Origin of the sequence: Paenibacillus sp. S28, from assembly GCF_016624415.1 — a bacterium.
Taxonomy (GTDB): domain Bacteria; phylum Bacillota; class Bacilli; order Paenibacillales; family Paenibacillaceae; genus Paenibacillus_AQ; species Paenibacillus_AQ favisporus.
On the sequence record NZ_JACVTM010000012.1, the window covers coordinates 101,256 to 122,330 of the forward strand.

At 56.3% G+C, this 21,075-nt stretch carries 17 protein-coding genes; 15 read left to right on the plus strand and 2 right to left on the minus strand.

Translation table 11 applies throughout. The features are described 5' to 3' along the window. The first annotated feature begins 149 nt into the window (after nucleotides 1-149). The 13 genes from IAE55_RS24735 to IAE55_RS24795 all read left to right on the plus strand — a co-directional run bounded on the left by IAE55_RS24735 (nucleotide 150) and on the right by IAE55_RS24795 (nucleotide 15,819). Complete coding sequence (locus IAE55_RS24735) at nucleotides 150-947, plus strand: ABC transporter ATP-binding protein (RefSeq protein WP_200634164.1); 798 nt, start codon at nucleotides 150-152, stop codon at nucleotides 945-947. Continuing rightward, nucleotides 944-2,578, plus strand: a complete 1,635-nt coding sequence (locus tag IAE55_RS24740) for a hypothetical protein (RefSeq protein WP_200634165.1) — start codon at nucleotides 944-946, stop codon at nucleotides 2,576-2,578. Before IAE55_RS24735 ends, IAE55_RS24740 begins: the two co-directional genes overlap by 4 nt. Before the next feature lie 201 nt (nucleotides 2,579-2,779). After that, nucleotides 2,780-3,811 (plus strand): ABC transporter substrate-binding protein, encoded by a 1,032-nt coding sequence (locus tag IAE55_RS24745; protein WP_200634166.1) that lies wholly within the window; start codon nucleotides 2,780-2,782, stop codon nucleotides 3,809-3,811. Continuing rightward, entirely contained in the window at nucleotides 3,808-5,886 is a 2,079-nt protein-coding gene (locus IAE55_RS24750) for an iron ABC transporter permease (protein ID WP_234489832.1), read from the plus strand. The genes IAE55_RS24745 and IAE55_RS24750 overlap by 4 nt, the downstream gene beginning before the upstream one ends. Before the next feature lie 61 nt (nucleotides 5,887-5,947). After that, the gene (locus IAE55_RS24755) at nucleotides 5,948-6,250 is read left to right on the plus strand and encodes a hypothetical protein (RefSeq protein WP_076171949.1); all 303 of its coding nucleotides are present in this window, start codon (nucleotides 5,948-5,950) and stop codon (nucleotides 6,248-6,250) included. A 280-nt stretch (nucleotides 6,251-6,530) separates the two neighbouring features. Next, complete coding sequence (locus tag IAE55_RS24760; protein WP_116233394.1) at nucleotides 6,531-7,013, plus strand: hypothetical protein; 483 nt, start codon at nucleotides 6,531-6,533, stop codon at nucleotides 7,011-7,013. Between the two features lie 285 nt (nucleotides 7,014-7,298). Next, nucleotides 7,299-8,711, plus strand: coding sequence for a cytochrome ubiquinol oxidase subunit I (locus IAE55_RS24765; protein WP_200634167.1), 1,413 nt, complete (start codon nucleotides 7,299-7,301; stop codon nucleotides 8,709-8,711). Then, the gene (cydB, locus tag IAE55_RS24770; protein ID WP_200634168.1) at nucleotides 8,695-9,714 is read left to right on the plus strand and encodes a cytochrome d ubiquinol oxidase subunit II; all 1,020 of its coding nucleotides are present in this window, start codon (nucleotides 8,695-8,697) and stop codon (nucleotides 9,712-9,714) included. Before IAE55_RS24765 ends, cydB begins: the two co-directional genes overlap by 17 nt. Before the next feature lie 5 nt (nucleotides 9,715-9,719). Then, nucleotides 9,720-11,591, plus strand: a complete 1,872-nt coding sequence (locus tag IAE55_RS24775; RefSeq protein WP_200634169.1) for an ABC transporter ATP-binding protein/permease — start codon at nucleotides 9,720-9,722, stop codon at nucleotides 11,589-11,591. Continuing rightward, the gene (cydC, locus tag IAE55_RS24780; RefSeq protein WP_200634170.1) at nucleotides 11,588-13,357 is read left to right on the plus strand and encodes a thiol reductant ABC exporter subunit CydC; all 1,770 of its coding nucleotides are present in this window, start codon (nucleotides 11,588-11,590) and stop codon (nucleotides 13,355-13,357) included. The genes IAE55_RS24775 and cydC overlap by 4 nt, the downstream gene beginning before the upstream one ends. 94 nt (nucleotides 13,358-13,451) lie before the next feature. Next, nucleotides 13,452-13,613 carry a hypothetical protein gene (locus IAE55_RS24785; protein WP_181153153.1) on the plus strand — a complete coding sequence of 54 codons (162 nt, stop codon included), beginning with the start codon at nucleotides 13,452-13,454 and terminating at the stop codon, nucleotides 13,611-13,613. 181 nt (nucleotides 13,614-13,794) lie between these two features. After that, nucleotides 13,795-14,382: a TetR/AcrR family transcriptional regulator gene (locus IAE55_RS24790; RefSeq protein WP_192716759.1), complete on the plus strand. Its 588-nt coding sequence runs from the start codon at nucleotides 13,795-13,797 to the stop codon at nucleotides 14,380-14,382. A gap of 180 nt (nucleotides 14,383-14,562) precedes the next feature. After that, entirely contained in the window at nucleotides 14,563-15,819 is a 1,257-nt protein-coding gene (locus tag IAE55_RS24795; protein WP_200634171.1) for an MFS transporter, read from the plus strand. 81 nt (nucleotides 15,820-15,900) lie between these two features. Here IAE55_RS24795 and fumC read toward each other — a convergent pair whose 3' ends face one another. Beyond that, nucleotides 15,901-17,289 carry a class II fumarate hydratase gene (fumC, locus tag IAE55_RS24800; protein ID WP_076171931.1) on the minus strand — a complete coding sequence of 463 codons (1,389 nt, stop codon included), beginning with the start codon at nucleotides 17,287-17,289 and terminating at the stop codon, nucleotides 15,901-15,903. Between the two features lie 236 nt (nucleotides 17,290-17,525). Here fumC and IAE55_RS24805 point away from each other — a divergent pair, with 236 nt between their 5' ends. Then, entirely contained in the window at nucleotides 17,526-18,785 is a 1,260-nt protein-coding gene (locus IAE55_RS24805; RefSeq protein ID WP_105445532.1) for an alkaline phosphatase, read from the plus strand. 172 nt (nucleotides 18,786-18,957) lie between these two features. After that, complete coding sequence (locus IAE55_RS24810) at nucleotides 18,958-20,397, plus strand: amino acid permease (RefSeq protein WP_105445533.1); 1,440 nt, start codon at nucleotides 18,958-18,960, stop codon at nucleotides 20,395-20,397. On the opposite strand, the gene IAE55_RS24815 is transcribed toward IAE55_RS24810, so the two are convergent. Further along, the gene (locus tag IAE55_RS24815; protein ID WP_105445534.1) at nucleotides 20,339-20,968 is read right to left on the minus strand and encodes a LysE family transporter; all 630 of its coding nucleotides are present in this window, start codon (nucleotides 20,966-20,968) and stop codon (nucleotides 20,339-20,341) included. The genes IAE55_RS24810 and IAE55_RS24815 overlap by 59 nt on opposite strands. Nucleotides 20,969-21,075 lie beyond the last annotated feature (107 nt).

Consider the following 21,075-nt stretch of genomic DNA (forward strand, 5'->3'; position numbering starts at 1 on the left):
TTAACCGGACATTGTGTAGAACGCGTAAAATGAAGGAAAGTTGTCGCATATCGGCAAAAAATACGGCGATTGTATGATTCATGGTCCGCTTCCATCCCTATATCTGCTATGCTAGTATTTGGAAAATAAAGATGATAGGGGGAGCTGCTATGCCAGAATCAAACCGTGAGCCGATCATCTCCATCCAAGGACTCGAAATGAACTATGGGGGAAAGCAGGTTCTGAAGGGCATCAACCTGGATGTGTATGAAGGGCAAATCATCGGATATATCGGCCCGAACGGCGCGGGAAAAAGTACGACAGTCAAAATCATGCTGGGGCTTGTCAAAGGTTACAGCGGCCGGGTTCGCATCTTCGGTAAGGATATTTCGGACGGAGAGGTAGAGTATAAGGCTAGGATCGGCTATGTTCCGGAGATCGCCGAGATGTACGATAGCTTGACCGCCCAGGAATACTTGACGTTCGTTGGTGAGCTGTACGGTCTTGAGCGGCGGCTTGCCGATCACAAGGCCCAGCGGTTGATGAAGCAGTTTGGCTTGGAAGAGGTCTACTATAACCGGATCTCCTCTTTAAGTAAAGGTATGCGCCAGAAGGTGCTGTTGATCTCAAGCCTCCTGCATAATCCTGACATTCTTTTTTTGGATGAGCCGCTCAGCGGGCTGGATGCAAACAGCGTTATGGTGGTGAAGGAGATGCTGGCGAGCCTTGCAGCCGAAGGCAAAACGATCTTTTATTCGTCTCATATTATGGAGGTTGTGGAGAAGATCAGCAGCCGGATCGTTTTGCTGAATGAAGGGAATGTTGTCGCCGATGGCAGCTTCGAGCAGCTGCAGGAACATCTGCATGAAGGAACACTGGAAGAGATTTTTACAGAGCTGACCGGGTATCATGAGCATAAAGATACGGCAGCTCGAATCGTGTCCATTGTAAAAGAGGTACAGCGATGAATGATTTCAAAACGCTGATTGTGCTGGACCGCTGCAAGGCTCTGTTCGAAAAGACAGGGATGGATTATGTGCAGATGCGCCGTATCCTACAGGTTAAACTCACGATGGATGGCCGCCGGGCGCCGACACTCATCGGTAAAACTTCCCGATCTGCTGATCCCGATGAGCTGTCGAACCAGTTTCTTAAGTCGCTGTGGATTTATGCCGTGATGGGGGTGGTCATGACCCCATTCGTGGTCATGGGTCACAACCTTATTTTTCAGATGAGCATCGTATTCGGTATTTTGATGTTTATGATCACGACGTCGATGATTTCCGACTTCTCCTCCGTATTGCTGGACGTTCGGGACCATACCATTTTGGGCTCCAAACCGGTAAACGCTAAGACGATCAATATGGCTAAGGCCATTCATATTATGATTTATTTGTTTTTTATTACAGGCTCGATTACGGCCGCACCGCTCGTTGGTGTCCTGTTCCGTTATGGTATCTTGTTCTTTTTGGTATTTGTGCTGGAGATCGTACTGATGGATCTGCTGATCGTCGCGATAACGGCATTGTTATACTGGCTCGTCCTCCGCTTCTTCGACGGAGAAAAGCTGAAGGACATTATCAATTATGTGCAAATCGGCCTCACGATGGTAATGGCGGTTGGTTATCAGCTCATCGCCAGAGTGTTCAATTTAGTGGATCTGCAGATCGGGTATGAAGCCCAATGGTGGCATGTATTTCTGTTCCCGGTCTGGTTTGCGGCTCCGTTTGGATGGCTGTTCGGTGGACATAGGGGAGAGGCGATCATCGTTTTCAGCCTATTGTCGGTCCTCCTGCCGCTCCTGGCCGTATGGATTTATGTTCGGATGATCCCATCGTTTGAAGCCAATTTGCGGAAACTGTCCACCCAGACTGCCCGCAAGAAGGGAAGGGGCGGACGGTGGCCGAATGTTCTGGGGCGCTGGATCTGCAGAAGCCGGGAAGAGCAGGTGTTTTTCCGCTTTGCGCTCGGCATGATCCGGAAGGAGCGGGATTATAAACTAAAGGTGTACCCTTCGCTGGGACTCTCGCTCATCTTTCCGTTTATTTTCATGTTTAATACGTTTAATTCGGGCAGCAGCTGGGAGGAGATTCGTGCAGGCAACTCTTATTTGTTTATGTATTTCTGTGCCGTGATGATCCCCAGCGCCGTCATGATGCTGCAGTACACCAGCACGCCGAAAGGGGCGTGGATTTTCAGTACGGTACCGCTGCGTAATCATGAGCCTGTCTATAAAGGCACGCTTAAAGCATGCATTGCTCAGCTTATTTTGCCGATTTTCGTTGTGGAGAGCGTGATCTTTACGGTGATTTTCGGCGTCAGAATTCTGCCGGATCTGCTGGTCATACTCGTCATGACCTTGCTGTATACCGTGATCAGCTTCCGGCTCATGGGTTTGGAGATGCCGTTTACCGAACCTGCTCAGGCAGGAACGCAATCCGGAAGGGCCGGCTTGATGCTCCTACTATTTTTGATATTGGGGGCCATGGCAGGGCTTCATTTTGCACTCCGTTTCTCGACTTACGGAGTATATGTGCTGATGGCTATGGCCTTGATCGCCAATATTGCCGCATGGAAACTGGCCTTCCGTAACCTTTAAGCTAAGGGCCGGAATATATTCTGCAAGCGGTTTTCTATCAAGCTGTACATAAGCGGCTCCGCCAATGCGGCGGAAGGCCGCTTTTTAATTCCCAAAATCGCTATTGACATCCCAATTGAGAACCAATATCATTTAGATATTTAATTGATACTGATTCTCAATATCAATAATTAGTACATAGCAGAGAGGGAGATTGTGTTCATGAAGACATTCCGGTTAAAACGGGGGCTGTTCGCTCCGTTCATCGTGTGCTGCCTCATCGCTTTATTCACTGCAGGCTGCAGTACGGGGGGAGAAGCCAAGGAAGGAGCCGCGCCACAGGCTGGCAGTGGAGATTCAAGCACACCGGCCCAACAGGAGGAGGTTCGCACGATCCAGCACTCGATGGGAACCGCCGAGATGAAAGGGACGCCGAAAAACATCGTCGTTCTTGAATGGACGTACGCGGAGGATTTGATTGCACTGGGCATTCAGCCCAAAGGTGTCGCTGACGTGGAAGGGTATAAGAAATACGTGAACGCCCAGCCGGGGCTGTCGGCGGACGTCATCGATGTAGGTACGCGGCAGGAGCCCAGTCTGGAGCTGATTACAAGCCTCAAACCAGACCTGATTATCGCGGAAAATTTCCGCGTGAAGGATACATACGAGCAGCTAAAGGCGATTGCGCCGACCGTAGTTTTTGATAACTACTCCAAAGAAGCTTCCCAGGATCAATACGCCACGATGGAGAATTCCTTCCGGACGATTGCCGATATCGTCGGCAAGAAAGAGAAAGGCGAGAAGGTGCTCGCTGACGTGAAGGCCACCTTTGACAATGCCAAAGTGAAGCTGAAGGCCGCGGGCAAAGAACATGTGAAATATGCTTTGATTCAAGGCTTTTCGAATCAGGATGCGGCGGTCATGCTGCTGTACTCGGACAACTCGATTGCTGCGGGCGCGCTGAAGCGTGCGGGCTTCGAGAATGCCTATCAGCCTAATCCCCTTCCGGAGGACGGCTATGCCCAGACGACAGTGGAATCGCTGGTTCCTGTACAGGATGCCAATCTGCTGTACGTGGTTCAGGATGATGATAACATCATCGAGAAACAGATGAAGAACAATGCGGTCTGGAACGGCCTGCATTTCGTCAAGGAACAAAAAACGTATCCTCTCGGCGGCGATATGTGGGTATACGGCGGCCCGCTGTCGGCGAAAATTCTGGTCGATAAAGCGGTCAGTCTGCTGACGCAATGAAGCCGGTAATGGAGCCGATAACGGGGCACGAGGCAGCCGTAAGGCCGGGAAATCGCCGAATCAGCCTGAATCTGCTGGTGTTTGCCGGGGGAGGCGTCCTGCTCATATTCCTGCTGGCGCTGAGCCTGACGCAAGGGGAGCTTCATATTCCGCTTCGTACGGTGTATGAGGCGATCGTTCACCCGCAGAACATCGCGGAACATCAGACCATTCGCGGCCTGCGGCTGCCCAGAGCCGTCATGGGCATTTTGGCTGGTGCCGCCCTGGCTGCGGCAGGCGCCCTGCTGCAGACGGTGACGCGGAACGCCCTGGCGGAAGCGGGAACCTTCGGCATCAATGCCGGCGCCTATTTTGCCGTGGTGCTGTGCACGATCTTTATGCCGTCCCTGATTCATTCGTCACCGCTTATCACGGCTTTGCTCGGCGGCTGCCTGGGCGCAGGGCTGTCTTACCTGCTGGCCGGGGCAAGCCGAAGCACGCCGGTCCGGATGGCGCTCTCCGGCATGATCGTGTCGCTGGTGCTCGCCTCGTTCACCGGCGCGCTCCAGCTGCTGTTTGAGAACGAGACGAATGGGCTGTTCGTCTGGGGCTCGGGCTCGCTGAACCAGAACGATTGGCACGGAGCGGCCTACAGCTGGCCGTGGGTGACCGGCGTCCTCGTTCTGGCATGGTTGTTCCGGCGCCAGCTGGACCTGCTGGAGATGGGGGACGAGACCGCCCAGGCGCTGGGCCAGCGGGTCGGGTTGGCCCGCACCGCCGCACTCTCCGCGGCGGTCCTGCTCGCCGGGGTCACCGTCAGCGTGGTGGGCCCGATCGGTTTTGTGGGGTTGATCGCCCCGCATCTCATCCGCTTGCTCGGGATGCGGCGGCATGCGCTGCTCATTCCAGGCAGCGCGTTATGGGGCGCGGTCATCCTGCTGGGTGCCGACGCCATTGCCCGGTTGTTCCGCGGCACGCTCGGGGAGCTGCCGGCGGGGGCCGTCACGGCGCTGTTCGGCGCGCCGTGGCTGATCTGGCTGGCGCTGCGGGCCAGCCGCACGACTGCGGCGGAAGGCGGAGGCGGGATGAGCGCCGGCGTGCTGCATAAACGCCCGCCGTACCTGCTGCTGCTTGCAGCCATGATTGTGCTAATCCTGCTGGCATCGGTCATCAGCATATCGGCAGGCAGCCTGCGCATCCCGCTGGGCGATACGCTCGCGGTCCTGAGCGGCGGCGGGGAGGCGATGTACCGCAATATCATCTTTGATATGCGTCTGCCCCGCCTGCTGGTATCGCTGCTGGCCGGAGCCGGTCTCGCCGTGGCCGGCGTCATGCTGCAGAGCACCGTCCGCAATCCGCTGGCGGATGCCTCGGTGGTGGGCGTCACCTCCGGCGCGGGCGTTGGGGCACTGCTGCTGATCGTGCTCTTCCCGGCCGCCTCTAGCGGATGGCTGCCGGCTGCGGCCATCGTGGGCGCTGTGGGCGCAGCAGCCGTGGTGGGCGTGCTGTCCTGGCGGAAGGGGCTGGAGACCAGCACGTTGACGCTGGTCGGCATCGCCGTGTCGGCGGCCTGCGCCGCGGCGATCCAGTTCCTGGTCATCCGCTCCGGCATGGGGGCTGCTCCGGCGCTGGCCTGGCTGGCCGGCACCGTCTATGCCCGCGGCTGGAGCGATTTGATCAGGCTGGCTGCGCTGCTGATCGTCCTGCTTCCGGCGGCCTGGCTGATCGGCCGCCGGGCGGACCTGCTGGGATTCGGCGATGCCGTATCCCAGGGGCTTGGCCTGGCGCTGACGCGGGCCCGGCTGCTCACAGCGCTGATCGGCGTGCTCATCGCGGCCGCCGTCGTTCAGGCCGTTGGCACGGTCGGTTTCGTCGGACTGCTGGCACCGCACGCCGTCCGCCTGCTGACCGGGCATCATACCCGGCGCGCGGTCGTGCTGTCGGCGCTGCTCGGGGGCCTGCTGATGGTCGTATCCGATATCGTCGGCCGGCTGCTGATCGCCCCCAAGGAAATTCCGGTCGGTCTTGTCGCAGCGGTCATCGGAACGCCTTATCTGCTCTTTCTGATGTTCCGCTCCAACCGGCTCAGGAAATAGCCTTCCGCCCCGGCTCCCTTCGCCTCAGCTGGAATAAGCTGGGGTGAAGGGGGTGAGACGCATGACGACATCCAAGCATTATTCGGCAGCCAAGAAGTATATGAACCGCCGGGTAAAGATCAAGACGAAGTACGGAAGCACGTTCTACGGTAAGATCGTCAAGGTCAGCAGTTCCAAGGTATACCTGAAGGTTTCCTCGGTCTCGAGCAGTCCCGGTAAGGCGCATATCTCGTTTTTTCCTTTCATTCTGCCGCTCGTACTGTTCGATCTGCTGGTGATTGTGCTGGCGGACGGCCGTCACCATCATGTTCCGCATCCACACTATCCACACGGTCCGTATCCCGGCCCATACCGTCGTCTATAATCGGACTTGTTTCTGCGGCTAACAACCGTTTACACCAGGCGGATTTCGACAAAATGGCTGGTAAATGTTATCCTTTTGTCGTAATTTCATACAAAAAATGAAGCCGCACGCATGCCGCATTAAAGCGCTCTACATCCGGCAGCTGCGGGTTTCCCGCTTTGGAAGGCTCCCGAAAGGGGGCTTTTTTATATTTCCGGCACTTGGCACTATTTCTCACTTTGATTCTGTCCCTCAGAAGTAGTACATTATTAATTGAAATCATAAGGAGGTTTCCGAATTAATGTTCTATGAAGACAATGAGAATTTGAGCATCATGACCTACACCTTGAATAGCGGCATTAAAGGAACTGTACCTTTATCCAATAAGCAGATTCAGGAATGGATCGAGTGCTATCGCACAGATGCGAAATTCATCACAGCGATCGGTAAGGAGTTTTTCGGCCTGAATCCGGAGCTGGTCGCCGATTTTAAAGTGCATAATCGGTTCTCCAATTACGCTGAACTGATCAAGCCCGTAGTATCATCTTCGGAGCCAGACAACACGGATCAGCTCTCGAAGGCGTACGAAGAAAATCGGGTGTACTTCAAAGTCGATTGCAAATGCGGTACGACTTACACGACCTTTTCCCAATACTACACGACCAAATGGTATTGTTCCAAGTGCAAGGAAATCGTATTTTTGGACAAGAAGAAGGGCAGAGTGCCGACCGATAAGGGCGATGCCTGGTACATGACCAATAAATACTATGTGGCACGGGACTAGCATGATTTCACGAACGAGCCTGAAGCAGGCAACATATATAGAGGAACTGAAGAATTGGACGGCTGCGCCGAAAGGTGCGGGCGTCTTTTTTGTGCTTGAAGGGCCTCATTTTTTAATATTTTGTGACTTATTTCACAAAATTAACGATTTGGGCTTGGTATTGTGACATAAATCACAATATTCGGATTCAAAGTCTGCCATGATACAGGAAGAAACGATGAAGCCAAGTTATCGGAACCTGTTAGGCGGGTTTTAAGAATAACGACAGGAAAGAGGGAAGAGACGATGGATGTAGTTATGCTGTCACGTATCCAGTTTGCCGCGACGACGATTTTTCACTTTTTCTTCGTGCCGCTATCCATTGGACTGGTGTTCACGATCGCGATCATGGAAACGATGTATGTCGTCAAAGGCAAAGAAGAGTACAAACAAATGGCTAAATTTTGGGGTAAGCTGTTCCTGATCAACTTCGCTGTCGGCGTGGTGACGGGGATCTTGCAGGAGTTCCAGTTCGGCATGAACTGGTCGGCTTACTCCCGCTTTGTGGGTGACGTCTTCGGGGCACCGCTGGCGATCGAAGCGCTGCTTGCGTTTTTCCTCGAATCGACGTTTATCGGCCTGTGGATTTTCGGATGGGAGCGCCTGTCCAAAAAGGTCCACATGATCTGCATCTGGCTGGTCGCGTTCGGCACGGTGATGTCGGCGTTCTGGATTTTGGCGGCCAACTCCTTTATGCAGCGTCCGGTCGGTTTTACGATCCATAACGGCCGCGCGGAGATGAATGACTTTCTAGCTTTGATTACGAACGGCCAGCTGCTGCTGGAGTTCCCGCACACGATTCTGGCGGCTTTTATGACCGGGGCCTTTCTGGTCACCGGGGTCAGCGCCTACAAGCTGCTGAAGAAGCAGGATACCGCCTTTTTCAAAAAATCTTTTGCCATCGCGGTGATCATCGGGCTTGTGTCCTCGATCGGCGTGGCACTGGTGGGCCACCAGCAGGCGCAATATTTGGTGAAGACCCAGCCGATGAAAATGGCTGCGACCGAAGCGCTCTGGGAAACGAGCAGCGATCCCGCGCCGTGGACGGTCACCGCATTTATCGATACGAAAAATCAGACCAATACCGGGGAATTCCAAATTCCCTACCTGCTCAGCTTCTTGTCTTACAGCAAGTTTTCCGGCGAAGTGACGGGGATGAAGGAGCTGCAGTCCCAATATGAACAGCAGTACGGCCCAGGGGATTACATTCCTCCCGTGCGCACGACCTTCTGGAGCTTCCGCATCATGGTGGCCAGCGGCTCGCTGCTCATTGTGCTCAGCTTGTATGGCGCCTATCTTGCGGCACGCAAAAAGCTCGACAACCGAAACACCTGGTTTATGCGCCTGATGCTGTTTGCCATTTCGCTGCCGTTTATCGCCAATACGTCGGGCTGGATCATGACGGAGATTGGACGCCAGCCTTGGACCGTATTCGGGCTGATGACGACAGCCGACGGGGTGTCGCCGAGCGTCACGGCCGGCCAGGTATTGTTCTCCATCATTGCTTTTACGGCCATTTACGCCATTCTGGCGGTGGTCATGGTGTATCTGTTCGTTCGCGTCATCAAGAAAGGACCATACGCCGACAACGCTGCTCACTCGAATGAGTCGGCCGATCCATTTGATAAGGAGGGAGTTCCGCATGCTGTCTCTCAATGAGCTGTGGTTTGTCCTTGTAGCTGTCCTGTTTATCGGGTTTTTCTTTCTGGAGGGTTTTGACTTCGGGGTCGGGATGTCCACGGGCATTCTGGCCAAAAACGATACGGAGCGCCGGGTGCTGATCAATTCGATCGGCCCCTTCTGGGATGCCAACGAGGTGTGGCTGCTGACGGCCGGCGGCGCGATGTTCGCCGCATTCCCGAACTGGTACGCGACGCTATTCAGCGGTTTTTACACACCGCTGGTGCTCCTGCTGCTCGCCCTGATCGGGCGCGGGGTGGCTTTTGAATTCCGCGGCAAGGTGCAGACCGCTGCTTGGAAAAAAACGTGGGATGTCGTCATCTTCATCGGCAGTCTGCTGCCGCCGCTGCTGCTCGGCGTCGTCTTCGCCGACCTGATCCGGGGGCTGCCGATCGATCAGGCGATGGAAATGAAAGCCGGATTTTTCGGCGACATCGTCAACCTGTATTCCGTGGTCGGCGGGCTCACCATGGTAGTGCTCTGCCTCGTGCACGGACTGATGTTTACGACGCTTCGGGTCACCGGCGACCTGCAGGTGCGGGCCCGCCGCTTGGCGGAGGTGCTGCTTGCACCGCTGGCGGTACTGATCGCGGCGTTCGGAGCCATGACCTATTTCGAAACGGACATTTTTGAGGGCCGTGCCTTCCTGCTGACCGTCATGGGCGTGGTGATCGTCGCCGCTTACGTGCTGGCCGCCATCTTCATCGCCAAGCGCCGTGACGGCTGGGCATTCGGCATGACGGGCGCCGTCATTGCGCTGACGATTGCCTTCTTCTTTGCCGGATTGTTCCCGAACGTCATGATCAGCTCGATCGATCAGGCGTTCAACCTGACGCTGACCAACGCCGCATCGGGTCCGTATTCCCTGAAGGTCATGACGATCGTGGCTTTATCCCTGCTGCCGTTCGTGCTTGGCTATCAGATCTGGAGCTATTTCGTCTTTCATAAACGGGTTCACGAGCAGAGCCATCTGGAGTACTGAGAACCATGGATAAGCAGCTGCTGGGTTACAAAGGGATAAAGCCCGTTTTCGCCGTCATGCTGCTCCTGACGGTTCTGCAAGGCGTCTCCATCCTGATGATGGCCAAGGGGCTGGCCGAGGCCGTATCGGCCCTGTTCGCCGGGGCGCTGCTATCCGGGCAGACCGGCAGGATAGCGCTGTTCCTCGGTGCCTTCCTGCTCCGGCACGGGCTCGGACTGCTGCAGCAGAAAATCGGCAGCGCGTTTGCGGACCGCACCGCGGCAGATGTCCGGAGGCGGGTGCTGCGCAAGCTGTTCCGGCTCGGCCCGCGGTTTGCGCGAACCGAAGGCACGGGCCATCTGGTCACGCTGGGGCTCGAAGGGACGGAGAAGTTCCGCAAATACCTGGAGCTGATCCTGCCCCGGATGGCAGGCATGTCCATCATTCCCTGGCTGATTCTGGCCTACGTCTTTTTCCGTGACATCACGTCCGGCGTCATTCTGCTGGTCTCCATGCCGATCCTGATCGCCTTCATGATCCTCATCGGGCTGGCGGCCCGCAAGCAGGCCGAGAAGCAGATGGACACCTTCCGGGTGCTGTCCAACCACTTCGTCGATTCGCTGCGCGGCCTGGAGACGCTGAAGCTGCTGGGGCAGAGCCGGGAGCACGGCGCATCGGTAGCCAAGGTGAGCGACCGCTACCGGACGGCGACGATGCGCACGCTGCGCGTCGCCTTCCTGTCCTCGTTTGCGCTCGACTTCTTCACGATGCTATCGGTGGCCGTCGTCGCCGTCGGCCTTGGCCTGCGGCTTGTGAACGGCCAGCTTGAGCTGGTCACCGCGCTGACGGTGCTGATCCTGGCGCCGGAATATTTCCTGCCCGTCCGGCAGGTCGGCACGGATTTCCATGCGACGCAGGACGGCAAAGAGGCGGGCGCCGTGATGCAGTCCATCCTGGATCGGCCGGAGCGAGAGCCGGCTGATTCCGACGGAGCGCCGGGTCCGGGCGCCGATTGGCATTGGTCGCCATTCAGCCGGCTGACGCTGTCGGGGGTGACCGTGCAGCACCAGGCTGAGGCGTACGGTTCAGCACCGGAGACGGATGGTGCTGAACGCGGACGGGAGGCTGGGGCTGACCGCCCTGCAGAGGGCTTCACGGATGGAGCCGGGCAGGAGCAAGGGCAGGGGCAGAGCTTTCAGAACCTCCAGAGCCCTCGTTCCTTGGATGACGCGTCCTTTGAGGTTCAGGGCATGCCGACCATCGGCATCATCGGCGCCAGCGGCGCGGGCAAATCCACCCTGATCGACGTGCTGGGCGGGTTCCTCGCACCCGATGCAGGCGAGATTTGCCTGAACGGGACGCCGGTCGGTTCGCTGGCCGGTGAAGCGTGGCGCAGCCAGATCACCTATATCCCGCAGCATCCGTATCTGTTCAGCTGCTCCCTGCTGGACAACATCCGGTTCTACTCGCCGGAGGCGTCCCGGGAGGAAGCGCTGCAGGCTGTGGAAGCAGCCGGCCTTGCTGGGCTGGTCCGCAGTTTGCCGGGTGGCCTGGATGAGCCGATCGGCGAGGGCGGGCGCCAGCTGAGCGGCGGGCAGGCGCAGCGCGTGGCGCTCGCCAGAGCTTTTCTGAGCGACAGGCCGATTATTTTGCTGGATGAGCCGACGGCCCATCTCGATATTGAAACCGAGTATGAACTGAAGCAAACGATGCTGCGTCTGTTCCGGGGCAAGCTTGTTTTTCTGGCCACCCACCGCCTGCACTGGATGCCCGATATGGACCGTGTATTGGTGATGGATCAGGGCAGGATCGTCGAGGAGGGCACCCATTCGGGGCTGCTCGGCAAGGGCGGGGCGTATGACGCTTTGATTCGATCGCAAATGGAGGGAGTAAGGTGAGAAAAGAAGGATGGATTGTACCATACATCCGGGCCCACTGGGGACGCTGCCTGCTGATTATCGGGCTTGGCAGTCTCGCGCTGCTGTTCGCGGCAGGTCTGATGTTCACCTCCGGACTGCTGATCTCCAAATCGGCGCTGCGCCCGGAGAACATTCTGATGGTGTACGTGCCGATCGTGCTCGTCCGCACGTTCGGCATCGGTCGGGCCGTCCTGTTCTATGCCGAGCGGCTGGCGGGCCATGATACAGTCCTTCGGATCGTATCCTCCATGCGCGAGCGGCTGTACCGGATCCTGGAGCCGCAGGCGCTCTGGATCCAGTCGCGTTTTCGCGCCGGAGACGTTCTAGGCGTGCTGTCCACCGACATCGAGCATCTGCAGGATGTGTATTTGCGGACCGTGTTTCCCGCAGCGTCGGCGCTGGTCATGTACGCGGCAGCCGCAGCGGCGGTGGGCCGCTGGGATCTTCGCTTTGCCCTGGTCCTGGCGCTGTATATGTTTATCCTGGTCGGCATTCTGCCATGGCTATCCCTGCTGATGACCAAGGCCCAAACGAAGCTGGCCAAAACGCAGAAGGCCGGCATGTACCGGCAGCTGACCGATGCCGTGCTGGGCATGGGCGACTGGGTGATCAGCGGCCGGGAGGCCCAGTTTCTGGCGGCATACGAGGTGAAGGCTGGGGAAGCCGCCCGAACGGATGCGAAGCTCCGCGCCTGGGTACGCTTCAGACAGCTGGCTGCCCAGTGCGTTGTCGGCTTGATCCTGCTGACGGTGCTGGTCTGGGCGGCAGGGATGCATGCGGACGGGAAGCTGCCTGCCGTGCTGATCGCGGCCTTTGTGCTTGTCGTGTTCCCGGTGACGGATGCCCTGCTCCCGGTCTCGGAAGCCCTGGAGCATCTTCCCCGCTACCGGGATTCCTTGCGGCGGCTCTCGGATTTGGAAGGGGAGGAGTCTAACGTGAATGGATACGGAAAAGGACAGATGAGCAGAGATCAAGCCGCAGCGATGGCCGGCGGCCCCGTTCATATTCGGGTGGAACGCGCCGGCTTTCGCTATGAAGGCGATTCGTCCTGGACACTGCGGGATATATCCCTCGATATTCCGCAGGGCAAAAAGGTCGCCATCATCGGCCGCAGCGGTGCGGGCAAATCGACCTTGCTAAAGCTGCTTGAAGGGGCGCTTACCCCTAGCGAAGGCGAGGTCACGCTGAACGGCGTTCCGGCCGCGGCGATCGGGGAGCATATGCCCCATATCGTTTCCGTGCTGAACCAGAATCCGCATCTGTTCGATACGAGCGTGGCCAACAATATCCGGCTCGGCAGCCAGGACGCCGGCGAGGAGGATATCGTGCGGGCTGCCCGGCAGGTGAAGCTTGACCGGCTGATCGAATCGCTGCCGGACCGCTACCATACCCGGATGCACGAGACCGGGCAGCGGTTCTCCGGAGGCGAGCGCCAGCGGATCGCTTTGGCCCGGATTTGGCTGCGTAACAACCCGGTGGTCCTTTTGGACGAACCGACGGTTGGCCTGGACCCCCGGACGGAGAATGAGCTGATCCGGATCATGCTCGATTCGCTGCAGGGGAAGTCGCTGATTTGGGTGACGCATCATTTGGCCGGAGCGGAGCACATGGACGAAATCGTGTTTATGGAGGAAGGCAGGATCGTGATGCGCGGCAGTCATGCCGAGCTGATGGAGAACGAGCCCCGCTACCGCAGCTTGTACCAGCTGGACCGGCCGGAGGCGCTGCTGATAAAGGCCAATTAAGCGGCTCTAGAAGGCGCGGTATGCATAAAAAAACTGGACTGGTGCATCCTACCACTTGGGCAGTTTTTTGCAATTAAAGGAGGTGCACCCGGACATGACGAATCACAATGATCAAGAGCTTAGTAAACACGAGGTCCAAAGAACCGAGCTGAACAAAATGCCGGTACCGGACAAACAAAGAGAAGAGTTCGCCAAAGAAATGGTGAAGGACGCCAAAGAAGCGTTCAGCCAGCAGCCAACCCAGGATAACGAATAATCGGCCCTCGGGCTTTGGCCAAATGACCATTTTCCATTCATAGCAGCGATACGACGTCGGGGCGCCCTTAAGGAGATCGTGAAGATCGGGGGCGTCCCGCCTGTTTTTGTGCAAAATACTTGACTGAACGTTCAAGAAAATGTTATCCTCACATCAGGATCAAGAAAGGGGCGTTTACGGTATGGGCAGACACAAGGAATTCGACCAGGAGAAAGCCGTCGACCAGGCGCTGGACCTGTTCTGGGAGAAGGGCTATGAGAGCACCTCAATCCAGGATTTGTGCGATCATCTCGGGATTCACCGGGGCAGCCTGTACGATACTTTCGGCGACAAGCATGAGCTGTTTTTGGCCTGCCTGGACCGTTTCAGCGCAAGGACGGACGAGAATTACAACTATATTTTAAAAGAGGACAGCGACTCGCCCAAGGAGCAGCTGGAGCGTTATTTTTCCAGAGTGATGGACGTTTCACTGAGTAACGCGGCTCGTGGGCGCGGCTGCCTCATGACGAACACGACCCTGGGAGCGGTAGCTTATGTCCCGAACGTCGCCAGCCGGATTGATGCGCACTATATGCATACGGAAGGACTGCTGTTCAGCTTCTTGATGCGGGCGCAAAACAAAGGGCTGGTGCGAAGCAAGCAAAGTCCGCGCCAGCTGGCCCGTTTTTTGAACGGCGTCAAGCAGGGCGTCCATGTCATGGCCCGGACGACGGCTGATCGCGGCGTACTGGAGGATATTTGTGCTGTTGCGGTGTCTACGGTTTTTTAAAGATAAATAGAAATGGGGGAAGTTTTCAGCGAGTCTGGACCCTATTTTTTTGAGATTTTCTTGAACGATCGTTCAGATAAATGTAGTTACAGCACCGGCTGCTTCTCCCTTTTGTAGGTAGGAGGCCGATTTTTATACCTTTTCTTGAACGAACATTCCAATAAAAGTGAGGGTGATCATATGAAGCGCATGCTTTGGATCATTTTGATGATGTCGATCGGGGCGACGTTTACGTCCCCGTTATTTCCGCTCTATCAGGAGCGTTACCATTTAAGCAGCCTGCAGATCACGATTTTGTTTGCGGTATACGCCTTGTTCCTCCTGCCGTCACTGCTGATCTCCGGATCCCGGGGAAGCGGTTGGGGGCTCAAGCGGGTGCTACGGATCAGCATATGGATCTCCATATTTGCCACTCTGGTATTTATGGGCAGTCAGCAGGCATGGCTCGTGTATGCCGCAAGGATTCTGGAGGGGATCGCTTACGGGACGTTTACCGGTACCGCGGTGGCGTTTCTGCTGAAGCAGACGCCGGGTGACAAAATCCCGCTGGCCATCACCTTATCGGGTATAACGGTCTCGGTCGGATTCGGTCTCGGTCCGGCTTTGACGGGACTCGTCATTCAGTATCTGCACTTGATGCCGCTGCGTGTTCCTTTCTGGCTGTTGACGGCATTATTGGTGACCGCGTGGATGGCTCTGGAAACGTTGAAGGATGCCGATTTTCTGGCGCAAAAAGGCAAGCCGAAAGCGGCACCTGCACCGATATCGCTGGGAGTGCCGTCTGAGATCAGCCCGCATTTCTGGTCGTTCAGCGCCCTGCCGATCTTTACGTTGTTTACGCTGAATGGTATTATTTTGTCCCTGATTCCTTCCTTTGTGAAAAGCGTGCTCCATTCATCCAACCTGTCCGTCTCCGGCCTGCTGATACTGCTGCTGCTTGGAGGAGGGGCCCTGCTGCAATTGTTGCCGCTGGCGAGCGAACCGGTTACCCGTCTGCGGCTGGGCATCGCGCTGCTGTCGATCGGGGCATGGCTGGTCGTCTTCTCGGGATCCACCGGAAGTATCGTTCTGCTGTGGATCGGGGTGCTGGTTCAAGCCCTTGGCAGCGGCTGGACGTTCCAAATCAGCTTGCGTCTGGCTGGTGAGCTGCCGCACGCCGAGGTTCGGTCAAAGGTCATCACGACCTTTTACCTTGCCGGCTATGCCGGGTTTATCGTACCTGTTGTGGGTACGGGGGTGCTGACGTACTTTTTCGATCTGCATGTGTCGCTCGTGGTGCTGAACACGCTGGCCTCGCTGCTGGTGCTGTACGTGCTCGGTTATTCCGTCCGCTTCCGGCGTTATTACGCCGCTAGAAAGCAGGAGGAAATCCGGCTGGCACACTCCAAAGCCAAACTTGCCTCCGCTGGGGCAGACCAAGGGGCAATGACAAGCTGAGGGGAGTATGGTGAAATAAAAAAGTCGAGTAGGCCAGGAAGATTCCTGACCTTAACTCGACTTTTTTGCTTCTATCCCGAACTATTCCTTCGGATGAATCATTTCCTCCGGACGCACGACCGCGTCGAACTGCTCTTCGGTGAGCAGGTTGCTCTTCAGGGCCGCTTCTTTCAGCGTCAGGCCTTCCTTGTGTGCCAGCTTGGCGACCGCGGCGGCGTTTTCGTAGCCGATGTGCGGATTGAGCGCCGTCACGAGCATGAGCGACTGATTCAGGTTGCGCTCGATGACTGCGCGGTTTGGTTCGATGCCCACGGCGCAATGGTCGTTGAATGAGCGCATGGCGTCGCCCAGCAGGCGGGCGGACTGCAGGAAGTTATAGATGATGACCGGCTTGAACACGTTCAGCTCGAAATTGCCTTGGCTCGCCGCGAAGCCGATCGCTGCATCGTTGCCCATAACCTGGCAGACGACCATCGTCAGCGCTTCGCTCTGCGTCGGGTTGACCTTGCCCGGCATGATGGAGCTGCCCGGTTCATTGGCCGGGATCGTCAGCTCGCCGATGCCGCAGCGCGGACCGCTGGCCAGCCAGCGCACGTCGTTGGCGATTTTCATGAGATCAGCGGCAAGCGCTTTCAGCGCGCCGTGAACATAGACGATCTCGTCATGGCTCGTGAGCGCGTGGAATTTGTTTTCCGCCGATGTGAACGTTTTGCCGGTCAGCTTGCTGATATTGGCTGCCGTCATCTCGCCGAACTTCGGATGGGCGTTAATCCCGGTTCCTACCGCGGTCCCGCCGATCGCCAGCTCGCGCAGGGATTCCAGGCTGCTGCGGATCATGCCTTCGCTTTTCTCCAGCATCCGGTGCCATCCGCTGATTTCCTGGCCCAGGGTCAGCGGAGTCGCGTCCTGAAGGTGGGTCCGGCCGATCTTGATAATATCCATAAACTGCTCGCTCTTCGCCCGGAAAGTCTCCTTCAGCTTCACCAGGGAAGGCAGGACTTGATCCTCCACGGCGATCAGGGCGGCAATATGCATAGCAGTCGGGAAGGTGTCATTGGAGCTTTGCGACTTGTTGACGTCGTCGTTCGGGTGGATACGCTGGTCGCTGCCTTGTTCCTGAAGCAGCTGGTTCCCCCGGTTGGCGATGACCTCGTTTACGTTCATGTTGGACTGGGTGCCGCTTCCGGTCTGCCATACGGCGAGCGGAAAATGATCGTCCAGTTTGCCGGCAATCACTTCGTCGGCCGCTGCGACGATAGCGTCCGCTTTCTCTGCATTCAGCTTGCCGAGCTCTTTATTGGCGAGAGCTGCGCTTTTCTTGAGGATGGCGAATTCACGAATCAGCTCAAGGGGCATTTTCTCCGTGCCGATTTCAAAATTTTCAAAGCTGCGCTGGGTTTGCGCCGCCCAAAGCTTGTCCGCCGGAACCTTGATCTCGCCGATGGTGTCTTTCTCAATTCTGAATTCCAATTGTGTTTCCTCCTTCTCCACTTCTATGAAAAATAGGTCTTCCTGATATGAAATATATCATAATCCGGGGACCAGGAGAAAACAGATTTCACCCAAAGCCAGTTTGGGCCTGTCCGGCCCCGATCCGCTTGCCTCTTCTCAAAGATGAAATACATTTTACAAACTCCGCCATCCCGCTTAACAATCGGCTCCTATAATGGGGACATGCTAGAATCCTTTAAAGGAGTGAATGATGAATGAAACGCAGTAAACGTCTGGTTCAAACCGCTTTCTGCCTGAGCGCGGCGGCAAGTTTAATTTTTACGGGCTCGGTCAGCGCCCAAGGAAACTCGAAAGCCCCTTCACCCAATGCGGGCAAAGCCAAAAACGTGATTCTGTTCGTCGGTGACGGCATGGGCACCGCAGCGCGCGACGCCATCCGTCTGAGCACCGTTGGCGTCAACGGCAAGCTGCAAATGGACGATATGCCATATGTTGGACTTCTTCGCACCCATTCCACGACTACGGTTACGGATTCCGCCGCAGCGGGAACGGCCATTGCCAGCGGCGTGAAGACTTATAATGGAGCCGTCGGTGTGGACGCCAACAAAAAACCGGTCAAAACGCTGCTTGAAATCGCCAAGGAGAAAGGCAAATCCACGGGTCTCGTGACGACAAGCCAAATTACCGATGCAACGCCTGCGGCATTCGCATCCCATGTGGAAGACCGCTCCAAGCAAAGTGATATCGCCAAGCAGTATCTGGAGAAAAAAGTAGACGTTCTGCTCGGCGGCGGTGAGGATTTCTGGTACCCGCAAGGTACGCCAGGTCCGCATCCGGACCAGCCGGCTGAAGATCCGACAGAAGGCAGCAAGGGCACTCAGGGCAACCTGGTGGAGAAAGCCAAGCAGCTCGGATATCAATATGTAACGAACAAAGAAGAGTTGAGCAAAGCGAAGAATGGCAGAATTCTCGGCCTGTTTGCGAATGAAGAAATGTTCCAGCAAAGAGAGGAAGGGCAGGGTGACCTGTACAATCCAACGGTACCGCTCGTGGACATGACGAAAAAAGCGCTGGATACCCTCTCTACCAATAAAAAGGGCTTTTTCTTGATGGTTGAAGAAGAAGGCACGGATGAATTCGCCCACAATGACAATGCCAAGCTGACGATCAAAGCCGGCCAGGAGCTGGACAAAGCCGTTGGCGCAGCTAAGGAATTCGCGAAGAAGCATCCTGATACACTGGTACTTGTGCTGGCCGACCATGAGACAGGCGGCTTGACGATCGAAGAGCCGGATGACAAGGACGAGTCTGGAGACGGCATTTCTAAGGAAGACGGTCCGTTCGCTATCGCGAACTCCAAGGATCAGTTCTATGTGGACTGGACGACTTCCGGCCATTCCGGCGTGGACGTGCCGCTGACGGCCATGGGCAGCGGAGCCGAGCTGTTTGCAGGCGTCTACGAAAACACGTATGTGCATGATGCCATTTTGAAAGCTTGGGGAATCAAAAAGTAACGAATCGTAAAAGGAATCATAAAACTATTGTTTTAAAGCCGCAGTTTGCAGGATGGCGAAAGTCCCTGCAGCTGCGGTTTTTTGGTATTTCGGGGCCCGCCATAAAGTACATAAGATGTCACCTCCCGGGGATGATAACAGAGTTCGACCAATACGGTGGAGGGAATCATTTATGGCACAGAATCAAGGCTCCCAGACGAAAGAAAAGAAACTGAAATGGTGGCAGCTGTCGCTCCTTGGGGTGGCCTGCACGGTCGGTACGGGTTTTTTCCTGGGCTCTCATATTGCGATTGAGATCGGCGGTCCTTCCGCGGTCGTTGCGTACGCCCTGGCGGCGTTCGGGGCCTATTTGGTCTACGATAAGCTGTCTCAAATGACAGCGGAGGATCCGATGGAGGGCTCGTTCCGCTCTTACGCCAAGAAGGCTTTCGGCCGGTGGGCAGGGTTCAGCAGCGGCTGGGTGTACTGGTCGTCGGAGCTGCTTATTATGGGGAGCCAATTAACGGCGCTTGCCTTGTTTTCACGCTTTTGGTTTCCGCAGGTTCCGATGTGGTGCTTTGCGGCGGGGTACGGTGTTCTCGGGCTCCTTATCATTTGGATTGGAACCAAGGGATTCGAGCGAATGGAGAACATTTTTGCTGTGCTAAAAATTGCGGCGATCTTCATGTTTATGGTCATCGCCATTCTGGCGGTATCCGGCGTACTCCCGACCAAAGCTCACGGTCCCGCTTTTCCGCGGGATTGGGTACCGGGCGGGCTCACAGGATTTTGGGCAGCGCTCATTTTTGCTTTTTACGGATACGGGGGACTGGAAGCGTTAGGTCTGATGACCATGAGGCTGAGGGAGCCCAAAGACGCGCCGAAGGCTGGCAAGGTGATGCTGCTGCTGTTAGTGTCCATCTATGTCATTTCCATTGGACTGGCGCTTATTCTCGAGCCATGGAAATCCTATGCTGCCGAGGAGAGCCCGTTTGTGGTGGCCCTTGTCGATTATAAGCTGCCGTTTGTGCCGCATTTGTTTAATGCGGTTCTCATTATTGCCGGCTTCTCGACGATGACGGCCTCGCTGTTTGCGGTGACGACGATGATCGTTACGCTGGCCAGCGACGGGGATGCACCGCCCTTTTTCATCAAGGGCAAGAAGAAGGAAGGCAAAAAGCCCCTGCCGGCTATCGGTCTGACGGCTGTGGGGCTCCTCGCTTCCGTGGTATCCGCTCTGCTGATGCCGAAAAGCGTATATGAGTACATTACGACGGCCGCGGGCATGATGCTGCTGTATAACTGGATGTTTATTCTCGTCACGTCCGGCAAGCTGCTGGAGCTGACCGGATGGGGCAAAGTCAAGCGGTATATCGGCATGGTGCTGATCGCCTTGACGCTGATCGGAACGCTGTTTCATAAAATCAGCCGTCCCGGTTTTTTCATCAGTCTCGGATTTATCGTCGTGATCGGCTGCGTTACGCTGGTCATGCGCCATTTCTGGAACAAAACCGATGGGCCGAAGAAGGGCTCGTACGATACCGAAGAGCACGCAGAGTCTGGCCCAAGAACGATCAGGACCCGAACAAAATTCGGTATGCCTCGTATCCGAAGTAGAGGCCGAATCCGATAAGCGAAATGCCGGAAATGACTGAAATCGCGCTGACCAGGCGCTGCGTGAGCACCCGCCGGAACATGCTGGCTACGATAGCCATCAACACATCCCACAGCATGAGGCCGGCCATGATCGCACAGCTGTACAGGAACACCTCTTTGGCTTCGTACTTAGCTATCATGTCGGCGAGAACCGACCCGTAAATCCCCATCCAGAACAGGATAGACAGCGGGTTAGAGATGGACATGATAAAGCCGGCGCTGAAGGATTTCACATGCGATTCATTACTGCTGCGGGTTTCCATACCCGCTTTTCCTGCGGTCAGGAGGCTTTCTACGCCGATATAAGTCAGGATAAAGAAGCCGAACAGCAGCAGAAACGTTTTCATAAAAGGGATGTTAAGAAAATGAATGACCCCGAAATACACAAGCAGCATGAAAATTCCGTCGGCCACCATGGCTCCGAGGCCCACCAGCCACGCGTGTAAAAAGCCTCCGCGCAGCCCGCGGTCCATCTGTGCCGCATTGATGGGACCGATCGGAGCGGCCAGGGAAAGGCCAAGCAGGAAATGGCTGATCCATACACTCATTCAAAGAGAACCCCCTTCATCGGTCTGTCGCATTGTTACATCCTATGTGAAGGGCCCTGCTTGTACGACTAAAAAAGCAAATCTTGTCCGAAAAATAAAAGAGCCGT